Source organism: Larkinella humicola (assembly GCF_008727875.1).
In the GTDB taxonomy this organism is placed as follows: Bacteria; Bacteroidota; Bacteroidia; order Cytophagales; family Spirosomataceae; genus Larkinella; species Larkinella humicola.
The window spans coordinates 683,323-700,228 of sequence record NZ_VTWS01000002.1; the positions used below are offsets into that span (position 1 = coordinate 683,323).

Below are 16,906 nucleotides of genomic sequence, written 5' to 3' on the forward strand. Positions count from 1 at the left end.
TGCTCCTAAAGCCCGAAGCGTCGGCCCGGCCTAAAGGGGACTTGGACTCAGAAACATACAGAGCCGAAAGCCCCCTTTAAGAGCAATCTTAATTCTTCCGCCCGCGCGATGTCATGAAATAAATTGGGACGCCGAGACCGGCAATCAACAGTCCCATGCCCGTATTGAATGTTTTTTCTTTCAGCAGTATCAGGCAGATGGTCACCCCGGCCACGATGTAAAGCGCCGGAACCAGCGGATACCCAAAAGCTTTGTAGGGCCGCTCGGCATTGGGTTCCTTGCGCCGAAGCAGAAAAAGACCGCCGATGGTAATGATGTAGAACACCAGTGAGGTAAAGGTACAGTAGTCCAGCAAATCGCCATACGTCCCTGACAAACAAAGAATTGACGCCCAGCCACATTGCAACCAAAGCGCAATACCGGGAACAGAATTCTTGTTGAGTTGGGCAGCGGTTTTCAGAAAAAGACCTTCTTTCGCCATGGCGTAATAGAGCCGCGCACCCGATAGAATCAGGCCGTTGTTGCAGCCGAATGTCGATACCATGATCAAAACCGCCATGATGGCCACGGCCACATCCCCGAAAATCAGCGAAACCGAGGCTGTGGCCACACGGTCGTAGGAAGCAAACTGAATGCCCCGGCCCACCACATCGGCGGCATTGGGCGATCCCTGCAAGGGGAGCAGCGAGAGATACGCAATATTGGCGAGTACGTAAATGGTGGTTACCATCAGTGTTCCCACGAACAAGCTCAGGGGAATATTCCGGCGCGGATTCCGGATTTCGCCGGCAATGAACGTCACGTTATTCCACGAATCGGCCGAGAAAAGCGAACCAATCATCGACACGCCCAGCGCCAGCAGCAACGCCATGCCACCGAGCGAAACCACGGAGCCATCGGCCGTCGTTTGGGTGGCCGCCCAGGCATTCTGAAAGTTTGCCGAGAGCGTTCCGGTTTTTGATCCAACACCGATGCCCACCACAATCAAACCCAAAAGAGCCAGCAGTTTAGCCGATGTGAATACATTCTGAATCAGCTTTCCACTTTGAATGCCCTGGCTGTTGATCCAGGTTAGCAACACCACACTGCCAATGGCAAAGAGCGCCGACGCTTTAATGGGAAAGCTGCCAACGTTGAACAGGATATTTTCAGGATTTAAAGCCGGAATAAAAACCGCCGTAAACTTGGTAAAGGCCACGGCGACCGCAGCAATGGTTCCCGTTTGAATCACGGCAAAAACCGTCCAGCCATACACAAATCCGAGCAGCGAGCCATACGCCCGCTGAATATACACAAACTGTCCGCCCGCTTTGGGCATCATACCGGCCAGTTCACCGTAACTCAAAGCCGCCGTAACGGTAATGACACCCGTTAACACCCACAGTAACAGCAGCCACCCCGCCGACCCAACGTTGCGGGCCATATCGGCACTGACAATAAAAATACCGGAACCAATCATCGACCCCGATACGAGCAGGGTGGCATCGATGAACCCCAGGGAGCGCTTTAATTCGGTTTTCTCTTCGGTTAACAGGTTTGCGGAATCAGACATACAGGGGTTTTGAGCTTGAAAGGTTGGAATCGGAAGATAAAGAAAAAAACTACGATTCGGTAAAACCGCTCTGAAAAACAAGTTTTAGGTCGTTAAAACGGCCTGTTGGCTCTCTTTAATACTTCCTTTTGCGGTTTTTACCTTTTGATTGAACGGTCGGTTCCTGTCGGCAAATGTTGCTTTTTTGACGCATTCCGACACCGCCAAACCCACCCCTAGACGCTTAATTTGTATCCGTAAATACAAATACTACTCATTAATTATTCCCTTGTATGAAAAAAGTACTGCGCATTGTACTGATCGTAGTCGGTTTTGTCGTCGTTGGCTTGCTGGGCTTCGTCAGTTTTGTTGCCGTCCGTGGTATTCCCACGTACGACCCTCCCATGGTTCAGGAAATGAACATCGAAGCCACCCCGGCCCGGCTGGAACGGGGAGCCAAGATTGCCCAGATGCACTGCATCGCCTGCCATTCCGATCAAAATAATCAATTGACAGGCCGACACATGAACGACCTTCCCGGGCTGTTCGGAACCATTTACTCCATGAACATTACACAGGATAAAGTAGTCGGCATTGGCAACTGGACCGATGGTGAACTGCTCCATTTTTTGCGAACCGGTGTTCGTAAAAACGGCACCTTCGCCGGAATCATGCCGAAATTTGCGACCATGGCCGACGAAGACCTGAAATCGGTTGTGGCCTGGCTCCGGTCGGATGCGGCCCCGGTGCAAGCCTCCGGCCAAGAAGCTCCTCCATCGGAATTTTCGCTTTTCACCAAACTGCTCGCCAATACCGTTATCAAACCGCTTCCCTACCCGGAAAAGCCCATTGTGATTCCGGATAGCACCGACGTAGTGGCATTCGGGCGTTACGTAGCCGACGGTTTGGGAACCTGCTATGCCTGTCATTCCGCCGACTTTACCAAACAAGATCCCATGCACCCCGAGTTGTCAGCGGGGTACTACGGCGGTGGAAACGAGATGAAAACCCCCGATGGCAAACCCATTTTCACGTCCAACCTGACCTTTGATGAAGAAACCGGCATTGGCAGGAAATACACGAAAGCGCAGTTCATCCAGGCCGTCAAAGCCTGTATACGGCCGGATGGCAGCCTGATTCGCTCCCCGATGTTTCCGCACCAGATGACCGACTACGAAGTAGGAGCCATTTACGAATACCTGAAAACGGTGCCTAAAATTAAAAATGACGTTGCGAGTAAGGAGAAAGAAGCCCTGGCCAGTAACTAAATCCGGGCTTACTCGACCGTGATTTCATCCGCCATCACCCAGGCTTCTTTGCCAGCCTGGGGCATGCCGGTGGGCACTTTTCCCACATTTCGGGCCATGATCCGCACATACCGACACATCACCGGTTCAAAGGTGAGGGTCTGGCGGATGATGGCCTTTTTTCCACGTTCCGTGGGGTCCATCGACACGGTTTTGACGGTGCGGAACGTCCGGCCATCGTCTGAAACGGCCACGGCGATTTGTCTGGGCAGCAGAATCGCTCCGGCAGTGGCTTTTACCAATCCAATCGTTACCAGTTGAATCGACTTCGGTTCAGCCAAATCCAGAGTGGCCGTCAGGTCGGCGGTTTTCACGCCAACTACGTTCTGCATCTCCTCCAGGTAGCCAATGGTGGTTCCGTAGCGCCCGTCGATCAACGTTGAAGGCTCCGCATTTTTCGGACGGGTTGGTGCTGTGTCGAGTTGGATCGATTTGCCGGTCGCTTTGGAAACCGCAAAATCCCACGCTTGCACATCGCCAATCCGTATACCATTTTTCACCGCAACGGCTTTTACCGTCGTGGGTTTTGTCAGGTTCAACGGGCGATCATACCGAACGGATTGGTCCGTGGGCGTCGAGCCATCGGTTGAATACCGGATTTCGGCGGTTTCTTCCTGGGTTGCCAGCGCAATCTGCAAGCTACCATCCGGCTGCGGACGGGTTTCGGCCACCACATCGTAATAGGCGCGGGAATACGAAACCCCCAGTGCCTCTAGTCGTTTGAAGAGAACCGGAAGCCGCCGGGTGAAGTCCGGCCAGTTCTTCTGATCGAGGGGTGTCCATACCACTTCGGCCACGGCAGCCGCCCGGGGCCAAACCATATATTCGACCTGATCGGCGGTTTTGAGGTATTCCGTCCAGACGTTGGCCTGCGCACCGATGAGGTGTTTTTGGGCCGTGGCCGGTAAATCAGCCGGCGTTGGATCATACGAATACGTTTTTTCGAGGGGCGTAAACCGGCCAAAAGCCAGCGGTTCCTGCGACCGGTCGGCTTGGTAATGATCCAGATACAGAAAATCGCCGGGTGTCATGATCACATCGTGGTTCTGCCGGGCGGCTTTCAAACCGCCGTCGATGCCGCGCCAGCTCATGACGGTTGCACCCGGCGACACCCGAATGGCCGGACTGTTCCCTTCCAGAATCTCATCCCAGCCAATGGTTTTCCAGCCTTTGGAAGTCACCCATTTATCAATTCGGGAAATAAAATAACTTTGCAACTGATTCTCGTTTTTCAGTTTGAGCCTCTTCATCAGATTCTGGCAAAACGGGCTTTTTTTCCAGGAAGTTTTCGGGCATTCGTCACCACCAATGTGAATATAGGGGCCAGGGAACAACGTCATCACTTCCATCAGGACGTCTTGCAGAAAAGTAAATGTCCGGTCGTAGGGACACAAAACGTCCGTGAAGATCCCCCATTTGGTGGCGGTTTCGTAGGGCCCGCCCGAACAGCCAAACTCCGGATATGCCGCTAAAATGGCCAGGGCGTGACCCGGCATTTCTATTTCAGGAATAATAGTTACATATTTGGATTTCGCATACCGCACCACCTCGCGCACTTCATCCTGCGTATAGAAACCGCCGTACGGTTGTCCGTCAAACTGTTGTGGATCCGATTCATAATAGTGGCCAATGAGGGTTTCTTTCCGCCGACTACCAACCTGAGTCAATTTGGGGTATTTTTTTATTTCGATCCGCCAGCCCTGATCGTCGGTCAGGTGCCAGTGAAAGGTGTTGAATTTATACAGAGCCAGCAGGTCGATGTATTTTTTGATGAACGAAACCGGGAAGAAGTGTCGGGCCACATCCAGGTGCAACCCCCGGTAGCGGTAGCGGGGCTTGTCCTCGATGCGGCAAGCCGGAATTGACCAGTTAACCGACGAGTCGGCGGGTGTGGAACGGAAGATTTCGGGCGGCAGAAGTTGATACAGCGATTGGATGGCGTAAAAAAAACCAGCCGGTTTGCTCGCTTCAATCGTTATAGTAGTGGTGGTAACATCGAGCCGGTAGCCTTCGTCGCCCAAATTAGCGTAAGAAACCGGCACAAAAGCGAGGAAAGTGCCGGTTGGCGTCGCTCCGGAGCGGTTTTCCGTTCGCAGCGAAAAACCGGTAGCGGCCTGGAATTGCCGGATAAAATTTTCGGCCATTGTTTTCAGGTCGGCGTTGCCCGGGGGAAACCGGATGGTGGTTTCGTTGCTGAACATAAACCGACCCTCGCGCGATTCCATTTTAGCCGGTTTGGGAATGATTTGGAAGTCTTTATCCGACTGGCCGAAGCCGGAAAAAGACAGCAGCAAACCCAGCCACAGACAGACAATTCGGGGCATACACACAAGCAGTTGAGTTTTTAATCGGTTAAAAGTACATAAAACCAGTTCGAACGTGCTACAGTTTTTTCTCATTACCAGCTTATTGATACTGACCTGCACGCGAAGCTTTTGCCAGACGGTAAATCAAAAATACGAAATCGATATCGCCGGTTTTCGCGTTGGGACAATGACGGTCGCCCAGATTACCAGCCCCGGCTCAGTGGTTTACGATCAGGTCAGCGACGTTGAATTCTGGTTTTTCGGGAAAATCAAAGTGTATTACAAAACCGTTTCCCGCCACGATCCCACCTCCCGCCAGCTCCTGCATTCCGACATCGATGCGCTGTCCAATCACGGGAATTACCAGTCTGACATTCTCTGGAAAAAAGACCACTACGACATCAACGTCAGGCAGTATAAATACGAACGAAAAGCGATTGAACCGAACCCGATCGATTTCACCACCATGCGGCTTTACTTTGAAGAACCGGTGGGTCGTACCCGGGTCTTTGCGGAATACTTTGGCGATTACGCCACCATCGAACCCACGAAAAAGGGAAGTTACCGCATTCGGATCGATGACCGGGAAGACGAGTACTTTTACGTAAAAGGAAAATTGGTGAAAATCATAAAAAAGAATCCAATCAAGAACTTTGTAATACGATCGATTAACTAATCACCAAATAGCAGTATTTTATTGCCCAGTATCTATTAACTGCAAAACATCATAAAAAAGATAAAAAATATACAATATTTAATTTTACAACTTCATCAATAATCTCCAAAATATTTTGACAATTTCAATATTTTCAAAATTATATTTGCACTTCAAGAATAAGTACCTATAATTGCATCGTCAGTTTCTCTGACGCTTTACAAAACCAGCAGGTCAAAACCATCTCCGGCAAACTTCCCGGTTTGCTGCCCTTTTTCTTCCCATTCTGAACGATTAGGCTGCCTCTCCATGGTGGAGAGCGCACACTTTTTATTGCCTTTACTCAACACCCGCAGTGCTTGTTTCTTCCATTTTTATAACCCAAACTATTCACTAATGAAGCAAATCTACTCTCTGCTCCTGGTCTGGATCGTCGTCAGCGGCCTCGGAAAAGCCTGGGCGCAAGACCGAACGCTTTCCGGCAAAATCACCAGTTCGTCCGATGGCTCTCCCCTGCCCGGCGTCAATGTGGTGGCCAAAGGTTCTTCAAAAGGCAGCGTTTCGGACGTCAACGGGAATTATTCCCTGCTGGCTCCCGCCGGCACCAAAACGCTAGTCTTTTCCTACATTGGCTTTCTGACCCAGGAAGCACCCGTTTCGGCCTCCTCCAACGCCATCAATGTGACGATGACGGAAGCCAGTCAAAGCCTCGACGAAGTCATTGTTTCGGGTCTGGCAACGAGCGTCAAACGAAGCAATGCCGCCAATGCCGTTACCCGGATTTCGTCGGACGAACTGGTCGGAAAAACCCGCCCGGTGACCCTCGATGCCGCCATGAGCGGTAAAATTGTCGGGGCCAACATCGTGCAGAACAGCGGAGCGCCCGGTGGCGGGATTTCCGTGAAACTACGCGGAATTTCGTCCATCAACGGAAGTTCCGAACCGCTGTATGTCATCGATGGCGTTTTCGTCAACAACTCGCAGTTTGCCACCGGGGCCGGTTCCGGCTCGTTCAGCGGGGCGGGCACCAACCAGGATCAAGCCCCCAACCGGATTTCGGACATCAACCCCGCCGACATTGAGTCGATGGAAATCCTGAAAGGTCCCAGTGCAGCCGCTATCTACGGAACCCGCGCCAATGCCGGAGTTATCATCATCACCACCAAAAAGGGAAAAGCGGGCAAAACCAAAGTGAGCTTTGGCCAGGATGTCGGCTTTTCGTCCGCCATCAAACTGCTGGGCTACGAAGGCTTCAGCCTGGACCCCATCGGCCCGGAAGGACAGACCAAATTCGACTACGTTTTCGGCAACGGAACTGTGGGCAGTGGTAGCAAAACCGAAATCGACCTCTGGCAGAAAGCTACCGCCGAAGGCAAGCTGTATGATTACGAAAAATACATTTATGGCAATACCGGCAAAATCACCAACACCCGGCTGAGCATTTCCGGCGGGAACGACAAGACCAAATTTTATATGGCGGCTGGTTTGAACGACGAAACCGGTATTCAGAAAGGAACCGGTTTCCAACGGAAGTCGCTCCGTCTGAATGTGGATCATAAACTGGCGAAGTGGATCGACTTTTCGATTGGTTCCAGTTACATGCAGACGGGCGCCCAGCGGAGTTTCAGCGGGAACGACAACCGGGGCGTTTCGATTGGCTACACCCTGGCCTATACCCCTAATTATGCCCAGTTAATGCCCGTCAACGGCGTTTACCCGCAATCCCGCTACACCGGCGATAGCCCGATTGCCATTGCCGAGCGGACGATCAACGACGAACTCACCAACCGGTTTATTCAGTCGTTTACCAGCAACATTTACTTCCTGCAAAAACCGAACAGCACGCTGAAACTGGCCCTCCAAGGCGGTCTGGATTACGTCAATACGGAAGCGGAGGTGTATTTCCCGGAAGATTTGCAATCGCAGCTCACCCGGGCCACGCCCGGTGCTTCCCGGTATTCGAAAAGCCGAAGCTTCAACACCAATCTACAGGCTTTCCTGATTTACAACTGGCAGTTGCTGGGTGGCAAACTCGACCTGACGTCGCAGGTGGGAACGGTGCGGCTCTCGACCGACAACGACTTTAGCTGGATTCAGGGGGATGGTTTGTTACCCAAGCAGAAAAACCCCAACACCGGGAGCGTCCGTACGTTCAGCGAAACCTGGCAGGCTTGGCAGGATGTGGGGCTGATTGCCCAGCAGGAAGCCAATTACCAGGACAAAATCATCGGTACGCTGGGGATTCGCTTCGACAAATCGAGCCTGAACGGCGACAATGCGAAATGGTACGGTTTTCCTCGGGCGTCACTGGCTATTAACCTGACGAAATTCGGTTTTTGGTCCTACGAACCCATCAGCCAGTTCAAACTCCGGGGCGCTTTTGGCCGGACCGGGGGCGTACCGGCTTACGGAAACCTCTTCACCTCGCTGGGAACCACCATCATCGACGGCCAACTGGGTTCTGTAACCCCCACGAGCGTTGGAAACCCGACCATCGAGCCCGAAACGGCGCAGGAAATCGAATGGGGTATCGATCTGGGCTTGTTCAAAAACCGGGTTAATCTGGAAGCGACGTATTACGACAAAAAAATCTTCAACCTGCTGAATCCCTACACCTTATCATCCGGAACCGGGGTTACGCAGTTCAACGCCTACCCGGTCGGCGATTTGCAAAACCGGGGGGTTGAGTTGGGCCTGAACGTTACACCGGTCGAGATGTCGAATTTCACCTGGACCTCTTCGGTGCAATACTGGTTTAACCGCAGCAAGATTACGCGGCTGGAAATTCCGAACACGACGGTGGGTTCCGGTTTCAGTATTTACGGACGCAACCAGTTGCGTTTGGGCGAATCGCCAACCCGCTGGTATGGCTCCCCAAACGTTCCGGATGCGCAGGGCGTTGCCCAGGCAACCCGCTACGAAGACGCGCAGCCGAAATACCAGGTTTCGTTTTCCAACCAGTTCAAGCTTTTCCAAAGCTTCGACTTCGGATTTCTGCTGCACACCAGCCAGGGAAACTTCAACTCCAACCTGACGACCAAACAGAAAGATACGGGCGGTACGACGAAAGACTGGAGCCAGGTCGACAATTTGTATGGCAACGTGGGCCTGCCCAACGGACGCGCCCGGCTACCGGCCAACCCCAACGTAACGGCCCGCGAATTCATCCAGGATGCGAGTTATGTGCGGTTGCGCGAGGTTTCACTCTACTACACGGTTCCCAGGGCCATTCTGGGCAAAGCGTTCGCCAATGTAGTGTCCAACATCCGGATCGGCACGTCGGCCCAAAACCTGCTGACCTTCACCAACTACGAAGGCTACGACCCCGAGGTTTCGAACTTTGGGAACCAGTCGGTGGGCGCCAGCGTCGACAATGCCGCTTTCCCGAACAGCAAACGGATCTTCTTCCACATTGCGGTTGATTTTTAAGAATTGCCCCCCACCCCCTGAAGGGGGCTTAAACAAACCGAGTGCAAAAGCCCCCTTCAGGGGGTGGGGGGCAAAACACTCAAATGATTCTTCTATGAAATTTTCTCTAAAACATACCATTCTCCTGGCCGGACTTTCTTTTGCGATGCCGTCCTGTAGCTTTTTCGAGGTCGAAGACACCATCGACCCCAACAACCCTGCCCTGGAGTCTGTCCTGACCAACGCGTCACGGATTCAGATCAACCAGATGGGCATCGGCATTCAGTCATCCTTCCGCAACGGCCAGTCCAATCTGGTTCGGGTTGCTGGCTCCATTGGCCGGGAAATCTACAATCTGGCTTCTACGGAGCTGACCTGGACCACCGAATTGCTGGGAACGACCAACGGCGGTTTTAGTGCTACCACCTTATTCAACGGCTATTACAGCGATTACGCCCAGACCCGTCGCCGGGCCGAATACTTTAAACTGGCTGCCGAAAACTCTGCTCCCAGTGCGCTAACTGATGCTGAAAAGCAAGGCATTCGGGGTTTTGCCAATACCGTATCGGCTTACACGATGCTGTATATGCTGAACATGCAGTATAAAAACGGCATCCGCATCAAGTACACGGACTTGTACAGTCCGGGCGACATGCTGAAACCGGGACCATTTGTTTCGTACGAAGAAGCGCTGAAGGAAATCCGTCGCTTGCTGGACGAAGGGGCGACGCAACTGGCTGCCGGTGGAACGGCTTTCGGATTTACGATGACGAGTGGCTATGCCGGGTTCAATACGCCCGCCAATTTCCGGAAATTCAACCGGGCACTGGCCGCGCGGACGGCGATGTACCAGCAGGACTGGACGGGTTTGTTGACCACCCTGAACGAGTCGTTTTTCGATCTGAACGGTGCGCTGACGACCGGCCCCAACTTCACGTATTCAACCACCTCGGGGGATATTACGAATCCGCAATTTCAGCAACTGAACACCACGGCTTCGCCCGTGGTCGCCCAGGCGTTGTTTATCACTCAGGCCGAAGCCGGAGATATGCGGGTAACGAAAAAAGTGACGAAACGCACCTCCGCCCGCGCCCTGAACGGGATTATTGGTGAGTACGACGTGTCGATGTATCCGCTCAGTACCAATCCGATCTCGATCATCCGGAACGAAGAACTGATTCTGATGTATGCCGAAGCGATGATTCAAACCGGCAAACTGACGGATGCCGTGACGGCCCTGAACAAGGTTCGGGTTGGTGCCGGATTAAAGGAACTGGCGACCGCCAAACCGGCGATTCTGAACGACAAAAATGCCCTGATCGACGAGTTGCTGAATCAACGCCGGTATTCGTTGTTTTTCGAAGGCCACCGCTGGTTCGACATGCGACGCTACGGCCGTCTGGCCCAGCTTCCGAACGATCAGCCGAATCATAAAGTATATGATCAACTGATCCGTCCGTTTGCCGAAATTCAGTGGGATGCTAAAAATCCGCAGTAACCTAACCCCTAACCCCCATTTTATGAATCATTTCCACAGTAACCGGATAGCCCGGCGATTTCTGATCGTGCTGGCCCTTCTGACCTCGTTTACCGGTTTTTCCCAGACGAAGCTCAAGTTTGAACTTTCGTTTCCGGCCGCCATCAGTGCAACGCCCCTGACGGGCCGGATGTTTCTGATCATCACGCGCAAGGACAGCACCGAACCCCGCCAGCAGGTGGGCCGCTATGGTACGCAGTTCTGGGGAGCCGATTTCGAAAAACTGGCCGCGGGCAAAGCCGTTACCATCGACGGTTCTACGCTGGGCTATCCTATCAACGCGCTGAACGATGTTCCGAAAGGCGAGTATTTTGTGCAGGCGGTTTTGAACAAATATACTGAATTCAAGCGATCGGACGGCCACACGGTCTGGATGCACATGGACCAGTGGGAAGGCCAGCAATGGACCCGATCACCGGGCAACGTGTACAGTGCCGTTCAGAAAATCACGATCGACCCGGCCAAAAGTGAGACCGTCAAGCTAGAGGTGACGAAGGTGATTCCGCCCATTTCGGTGCCTGCGGATACCAAATGGGTGAAGCACATCAAAATCCAGAGCGCGAAACTGACGAAATTCTGGGGCCATCCGATTTTTATCGGCGCGACCATTCTGCTGCCGAAAGGCTACGAAGAGGAACCCACCCGGCTCTATCCGACGGTGTATCAGCAAGGTCACTTTTCGACCGCGCCCCCGTTCCGGTTTGCCGAAAACCCGAACAACGAGTTTTACAAAGACTGGACAGCGGACAGTGCCCCCCGGTTTATCGCCATCACGCTGCAACATCCGTCGCCGTATTTTGATGATTCGTACGCCGTCAATTCGGCCAACAATGGCCCGTTTGGCGACGCCATTCATGAAGAATTGATCCCGGAAATTGAAACGAAATTTCGTTGCATCCGCGAAGGCTACGCCCGTTTACTCACGGGTGGTTCGACCGGCGGTTGGGAATCATTCGCACTCCAGGTCTGGTATCCGGAATTTTACGGCGGCACCTGGTCGTTTGCCCCCGATCCGCTCGATTTCTGGAACGTCGAAGGCATCGATATTTACAAGGATAAAAATGCGTTTTACAAAGAATACGAATGGTACAAGGTTCCAACAACCAACACACGCATTCCGGCCACGGGCGAACCCCGCCTGACCTCCGAACAGCGCAACATGATGGAACTGGTCAACGGCACCAAAGGCCGGTCGGGCGGTCAGCTCGACGTCTGGAGTTCGGTGTTCGGGCCGGTCGGTGCCGACGGGTATTTCAAACCGCTGTTCGACAAAAAAACCGGGGTGATCGATCCCAGCGTGGCCGCTTACTGGAAAGAACATTACGATTTGCGGCAGTATCTGGAGAAAAACTGGGCAACCGTCGGGCCGAAGCTGGTGGGCAAGCTGAACATCATCGTTGGGCGGATGGACGATTTCTTCCTTAACTTTGGGGTGTATAAAGTCGACGAGTTTTTGAGCAAAACCACCAATCCGGCTTACGGCGGTTCGGTGACCTACGGCGATCGCGGTGGTCATAGCTGGCGGCCCTACTCCAACGGCGAATTGCTCAAAATCATGGATGCGCACATCAAAAAGATGGCTCCGGCCAAGGGTGCAACGACGAAAGCCAATTAGTCTAACCAACGCAATCGCATGAAAATCAGTCTGAAAATACCGTCGATTTACCAGCTTCTGCTACTGGTGGTGGTCGTTGCTCTGAGTAATCCACTGCTGGCGCAAGTGCCGGGGGTCAACAAGGCGGATTCGTTGTACATCCGGGAAAACTACGTCAAGACGGAAGTGATGGTGCCGATGCGCGACGGGGTGAAACTGTTCACATCGATTTATACGCCGAAAAACACCTCGCAGAAATACCCGATCATGTTCGATCGCACGCCCTACAGCGTGGCGCCCTACGGAGCAGACGCGTATAAAACGTCGCTGGGGCCTTCGATGGCGTTCGCCAAAGACGGTTATATCTTTGTTTATCAGGACGTTCGAGGTCGCTGGATGTCGGAAGGCAACTTTGTAGCGGTTCGGCCGCACATTCCCGACAAAAAGAAGAAAACCGATGTGGACGAAAGCTCGGACACCTACGATGCCATCGACTGGCTGATCAAAAACATTCCGAACAACAACGGGAAGGTGGGCACCTGGGGCATTTCGGCACCCGGTTTTTACACCACCATGACCGCCATCGACGCCCACCCGGCGCTGAAAGCGGTTTCGCCCCAGGCTCCGGTAACGGACTGGTACATGGGCGACGACCGGCACCACAACGGCGCGTTTTTTCTGATGGGTACCTTCGCCTTTTTGTCGTCCTATGGCCAGCCCCGCCCGGTTCCGACCACGAAAGGGGGGCCGCGTTTCAACGGGTATTACACCCCGGATTCGTATAAATTTTACATGAACGTCGGGCCGCTGTCGAAGGTCAACGAGAAGTATTTCAAAGGCGAAAATGCGCTCTGGCAGGAGATGATGGTACACGATGCCTATGACGAATACTGGCAAAGCCGGGCGGTGGTTCCGCACCTGAAAAACATCAAACCGGCCATCATGACCGTGGGCGGGTGGTTCGACCAGGAAGATTTGTATGGGCCGCTCAAGACCTACGCGGGCATCGAAAGCAAGAATCCGAAGACGACTAACAAGTTGGTGATGGGGCCGTGGATTCACGGCGGCTGGGCGCGCAGCACCGGCGAATCGCTGGGAAATATTCGTTTTGGGGCCAAAACATCGCTGTATTACCGGGAAAAAATTGAGCTGCCGTTTTTCAATCATTACCTGAAAGATGGCCCTGACCCGCAACTGCCGGACGCGTCCATCTTCCTGACGGGTTCCAATGAGTGGAAACAGTACAGCCAGTGGCCCCCCAAAGAGTCGCAGGAACGCAATATTTACCTGCACACCGGTGGCAAACTGTCGTTCGAACCACCGAAGGAAACCGAAGCGGTTTTTGACGAATACGTAAACGATCCCAAGAAGCCGGTTCCGTATACGAACAACATCCAGATTATCCGGGGGGCCGATTTCATGTACGAAGACCAGCGGTTTGCGGCTGCCCGCCCCGACGTGATGGTGTATGAATCCGAACCGCTGACGGAAGACCTGACGATTACCGGGAATGTGATGGCGAATCTGTTCGTGACTTCAACGGGAACGGATGCGGATTTTGTGGTGAAACTGATCGATGTCTATCCCGACACGACGACGGCCACCAGCCCGATTCCAACGACCAAAATGGCGGGTTTTCAATTGATGGTTCGGGGCGAAGTGATGCGGGCCAAATTCCGCAACAGCTTCTCCAAACCGGAACCGCTGAAACCGGGCGAAGTGGCTGAAGTGAAGTTTGACATGCAGGATGCGGCTCACACCTTCAAGAAAGGCCACAAAATGATGGTGCAGGTGCAAAGCTCCTGGTTTCCACTGGTGGACCGCAATCCGGGCAAATTCATGAACATCTACGACGCCACGGAAGCGGATTTCCAAAAAACCACCCAACGGGTTTACTTCTCGAACAAGAATCCGTCGCACGTCAAAGTGCGGTTGCTGAACAAGGGTATTTGAGAGTTGCTGATTAAAAACCGCCGGGCTGTAAGGGAGAGATTCCTTTACGGCCCGGCGGTTTGTTTATGGTACAATAAGTCGTAAAATAGGCTGTCTGCGGCAAAAAATACCAGCCCCCGGTTTTAACTGTGGGATTTCAAAAAACCGATCAAATTCATTGCAACCGTTTTAACGGTTGTGGTAGATTCTAAACCGTTAAAACGGTTTTCCAGCCGGAATTGAATCGCTGTTACCCCACGGTTGAAACCGTGGGCTGGTCCAAATCCCGCTAAAATTTGCAATTAATTTCCAATCGAAACCAATACCTTTGGATGAAATTCCTATCCTTAAAATTTAGTTGTATTCTTTCATGAAAACCCGATTGACCCTTCTTTTCCTCAGTCTTCTACCCGGTTTTTTAGCGGCCCAAACCACCGGCATCGTCAAATCCGAGTTCATTTACGAAACCGCCCCTTTCCCCTCCTGCCACGCGTCCACGCTGGCCGAAACCCCGGATGGCATCGTAGCCGCCTGGTTTGGTGGAACCGATGAACGGGACCCGGACGTCGGCATCTGGTTCAGCCGGAAAACCGGTGCGGGCTGGACGGCCCCCGTCGAACTGGCGAATGGTATTCAGGCTCAGGGGAAACGGCAACCCACCTGGAATCCCGTTCTGTTCCAAATGCCGAATGGACCGTTGCTGCTGTTTTACAAAGTCGGCCCCAGCCCGTCGACCTGGTGGGGCATGCAGATGAGTTCGGCCGACGGTGGCAAAACCTGGTCGAAACCCACACGGCTCCCCGACGGAATCGTTGGACCGATCAAGAACAAACCGGTTTTGCTGGCCTCCGGCAAATTGCTGAGTCCGTCGAGCAGCGAAGACAACGGCTGGCGACTGCACATGGAAAGCAGCACCGATGGCGGAAAAACCTGGCAGAAAACCCCGGCGCTCAACGATGGCAAGCAATTCAGTGCCATTCAGCCCAGCATTCTGTTCCACCCCAACGGAAAATTGCAGTTGCTGTGCCGCAGTAAAAACGGCCGGGTGCTGGAAGCCTGGTCGGAAGATGGCGGTACGAAATGGACGGAGTTGAAAACCACCGAATTGCCCAACCCGAATTCCGGGACGGATGCGGTAACGCTCCAGGACGGCCGCCAACTGCTGGTGTATAACCACACGCCCAAAGGCCGCTCACCGCTCAATGTGGCCTTGTCGCCCGATGGCAAACGCTGGCAGGCTGCGGCCGTGCTCGAAAACGAGCCCGGTGGCGAGTTCTCCTATCCAGCCGTGATTCAATCCCGCGATGGTCTTGTTCACATCACCTACACGCACCATCGCAAGAAGATACGCTACGTGGTGCTGGACCCGGCCAAACTGACGCTGACCGATATCAAAGAAGGGCAATGGCCAAAACCGTAGGGATTGGCTCCGAAAGGTTGTTATAAACCAGGATCAGCGCGTGACCTGTTGTTGCTGAATGGTGCTTTTAAGGCGCTCGATTTCCTGTTGCTGGCTGTCGGCTTTGAAGTAATAATACAGCCCGGCGATCAGAAAGATCTTGGATAACACAAAAACAATCACGAAAGCCAGTCGCCAGTATTTGTGGACGCGGATAAACGAGTCGCTTACCTCCACTTCCACGTAATCGGATTTAGCGGTCCGGGGTTCCGCGTCTTTTTTATTGTCCGTTTCGGGCTCCCGTTTTTTGATTTCCTGACCGGGAATGCGCGCCTGGATGAGTTCCCAGGTGCCGGGGGGCGGGGGAACCGAATTTTCGACACAATACGTTTCAATCACCACCTCAAGCTCGTTCAAAGCCGAAGACACTTCCGGATAAAGAACCTTCATCTGCTGGACTTCGTGTTGCTCCTCTTCGGACGCTAATCCCAACAGATAGGCCTCTAAAACTCCACTATCTATGTATTGACGAATTTCCAATTTCCTGCGTAATTACGATCGACGAAACACGTGAATAAAATCCCGAATGGCTTTTACTAATTCCGGTCTGGAAAGGCCAGACTGCTCGGAAATCGTTTCAAAGGAGTAGCCCTGACGAAAGGATAGGTCAAAAATATACTCCGGTGAATAACTGTTGTTTACCGAAAATGGTTCCGTGCGGTCAGTCTCCCGTTCTTTCGCCTTATCCTTCAACTCAAGCGCTTTGGCGCGTGCGATTCGGATGACCGCAATCGCCGGATTAACCGGTGAATTGGCGAAAGCGGGTAAGTGTTCGGCGGAAAAAACCTCCATCAGCGCCTTCTGGGCTAAGGCCGATTGCGGAAGAATCTGCAAGATAATCCCATAGGCCAGTGCGCCAAACCGATCGTAGAGCGCTCGTTGATCAACCGGCCGGCGACGATGCCGAAAGGCACCATTTTCTGCTGATCGTTCCAGTTCATTCATGCCATACCCCATTAGTGAAACAAATTCGAATGATCTCCAGATCGGGTTAGACACGGTTGTCGTTAACCAGCTTCTGATGCAATGTAGTCTTTGTATCTCGTTTCCAGCCCAATTCGCACAAAGTTAATGCCAAATTTAAGGTGAAAATGTAGAAAAATACATACCTATTTATACTGAAACCTTCGCTTTTTGCCCCGTTCCCCTAAAGGGGACTTTTAGCATCCGGATTATG

Annotated in this window: 11 protein-coding genes; 7 read left to right on the plus strand and 4 right to left on the minus strand. The window is 52.9% G+C overall.

The window, feature by feature from the left end; genetic code table 11:
- Positions 1-88: 88 nt before the first annotated feature.
- Positions 89-1,552, minus strand: coding sequence for an APC family permease (locus F0P93_RS10730; RefSeq protein WP_150876339.1), 1,464 nt, complete (start codon positions 1,550-1,552; stop codon positions 89-91).
- A gap of 272 nt (positions 1,553-1,824) precedes the next feature.
- Between F0P93_RS10730 and F0P93_RS10735 the strand changes: the two genes are divergently transcribed.
- Complete coding sequence (locus F0P93_RS10735; RefSeq protein ID WP_150876340.1) at positions 1,825-2,799, plus strand: c-type cytochrome; 975 nt, start codon at positions 1,825-1,827, stop codon at positions 2,797-2,799.
- 8 nt (positions 2,800-2,807) lie between these two features.
- Here F0P93_RS10735 and F0P93_RS10740 read toward each other — a convergent pair whose 3' ends face one another.
- Positions 2,808-5,162 (minus strand): glycoside hydrolase family 20 protein, encoded by a 2,355-nt coding sequence (locus F0P93_RS10740; protein ID WP_150876341.1) that lies wholly within the window; start codon positions 5,160-5,162, stop codon positions 2,808-2,810.
- A gap of 55 nt (positions 5,163-5,217) precedes the next feature.
- On the opposite strand from F0P93_RS10740, the gene F0P93_RS10745 reads away from it, so the two are divergent.
- From F0P93_RS10745 to F0P93_RS10770, 6 genes are all read left to right on the plus strand, one after another.
- Positions 5,218-5,820 carry a DUF6134 family protein gene (locus tag F0P93_RS10745; protein ID WP_225309445.1) on the plus strand — a complete coding sequence of 201 codons (603 nt, stop codon included), beginning with the start codon at positions 5,218-5,220 and terminating at the stop codon, positions 5,818-5,820.
- A 375-nt stretch (positions 5,821-6,195) separates the two neighbouring features.
- Positions 6,196-9,228 carry a SusC/RagA family TonB-linked outer membrane protein gene (locus F0P93_RS10750; RefSeq protein WP_191908776.1) on the plus strand — a complete coding sequence of 1,011 codons (3,033 nt, stop codon included), beginning with the start codon at positions 6,196-6,198 and terminating at the stop codon, positions 9,226-9,228.
- Positions 9,229-9,322: 94 nt separating this feature from the next.
- On the plus strand, positions 9,323-10,705 hold the full coding sequence (locus tag F0P93_RS10755; protein ID WP_191908777.1) for a RagB/SusD family nutrient uptake outer membrane protein: 1,383 nt from the start codon (positions 9,323-9,325) through the stop codon (positions 10,703-10,705).
- 22 nt (positions 10,706-10,727) lie between these two features.
- The gene (locus tag F0P93_RS10760; RefSeq protein ID WP_191908778.1) at positions 10,728-12,359 is read left to right on the plus strand and encodes an alpha/beta hydrolase-fold protein; all 1,632 of its coding nucleotides are present in this window, start codon (positions 10,728-10,730) and stop codon (positions 12,357-12,359) included.
- Between the two features lie 18 nt (positions 12,360-12,377).
- Positions 12,378-14,291 (plus strand): CocE/NonD family hydrolase, encoded by a 1,914-nt coding sequence (locus tag F0P93_RS10765; protein WP_150876345.1) that lies wholly within the window; start codon positions 12,378-12,380, stop codon positions 14,289-14,291.
- Positions 14,292-14,640: 349 nt separating this feature from the next.
- A complete protein-coding gene (locus tag F0P93_RS10770) occupies positions 14,641-15,690 on the plus strand; it encodes a sialidase family protein (protein WP_150876346.1) in 1,050 nt (349 codons plus the stop codon).
- A gap of 33 nt (positions 15,691-15,723) precedes the next feature.
- Here the strand turns inward: F0P93_RS10770 and F0P93_RS10775 are convergent, their stop codons facing one another.
- Both F0P93_RS10775 and F0P93_RS10780 read right to left on the minus strand, forming a co-directional pair.
- The gene (locus F0P93_RS10775; RefSeq protein ID WP_225309446.1) at positions 15,724-16,119 is read right to left on the minus strand and encodes a hypothetical protein; all 396 of its coding nucleotides are present in this window, start codon (positions 16,117-16,119) and stop codon (positions 15,724-15,726) included.
- Between the two features lie 102 nt (positions 16,120-16,221).
- Entirely contained in the window at positions 16,222-16,674 is a 453-nt protein-coding gene (locus tag F0P93_RS10780; protein WP_150876348.1) for a hypothetical protein, read from the minus strand.
- Between the last annotated feature and the right edge of the window lie 232 nt (positions 16,675-16,906).

Bases quoted from the DNA above. Each gene is read 5' to 3' on its own strand.
- F0P93_RS10770 (WP_150876346.1), top strand. From the start codon at position 14,641: ATGAAAACCCGATTGACCCTTCTTTTCCTCAGTCTTCTACCCGGTTTT.
- F0P93_RS10765 (WP_150876345.1), top strand. From the start codon at position 12,378: ATGAAAATCAGTCTGAAAATACCGTCGATTTACCAGCTTCTGCTACTG.
- F0P93_RS10750 (WP_191908776.1), top strand. From the start codon at position 6,196: ATGAAGCAAATCTACTCTCTGCTCCTGGTCTGGATCGTCGTCAGCGGC.
- F0P93_RS10740 (WP_150876341.1), bottom strand. From the start codon at position 5,162: ATGCCCCGAATTGTCTGTCTGTGGCTGGGTTTGCTGCTGTCTTTTTCC.
- F0P93_RS10780 (WP_150876348.1), bottom strand. From the start codon at position 16,674: ATGAATGAACTGGAACGATCAGCAGAAAATGGTGCCTTTCGGCATCGT.
- F0P93_RS10775 (WP_225309446.1), bottom strand. From the start codon at position 16,119: ATGAAGGTTCTTTATCCGGAAGTGTCTTCGGCTTTGAACGAGCTTGAG.
- F0P93_RS10760 (WP_191908778.1), top strand. From the start codon at position 10,728: ATGAATCATTTCCACAGTAACCGGATAGCCCGGCGATTTCTGATCGTG.
- F0P93_RS10730 (WP_150876339.1), bottom strand. From the start codon at position 1,552: ATGTCTGATTCCGCAAACCTGTTAACCGAAGAGAAAACCGAATTAAAG.
- F0P93_RS10735 (WP_150876340.1), top strand. From the start codon at position 1,825: ATGAAAAAAGTACTGCGCATTGTACTGATCGTAGTCGGTTTTGTCGTC.
- F0P93_RS10755 (WP_191908777.1), top strand. From the start codon at position 9,323: ATGAAATTTTCTCTAAAACATACCATTCTCCTGGCCGGACTTTCTTTT.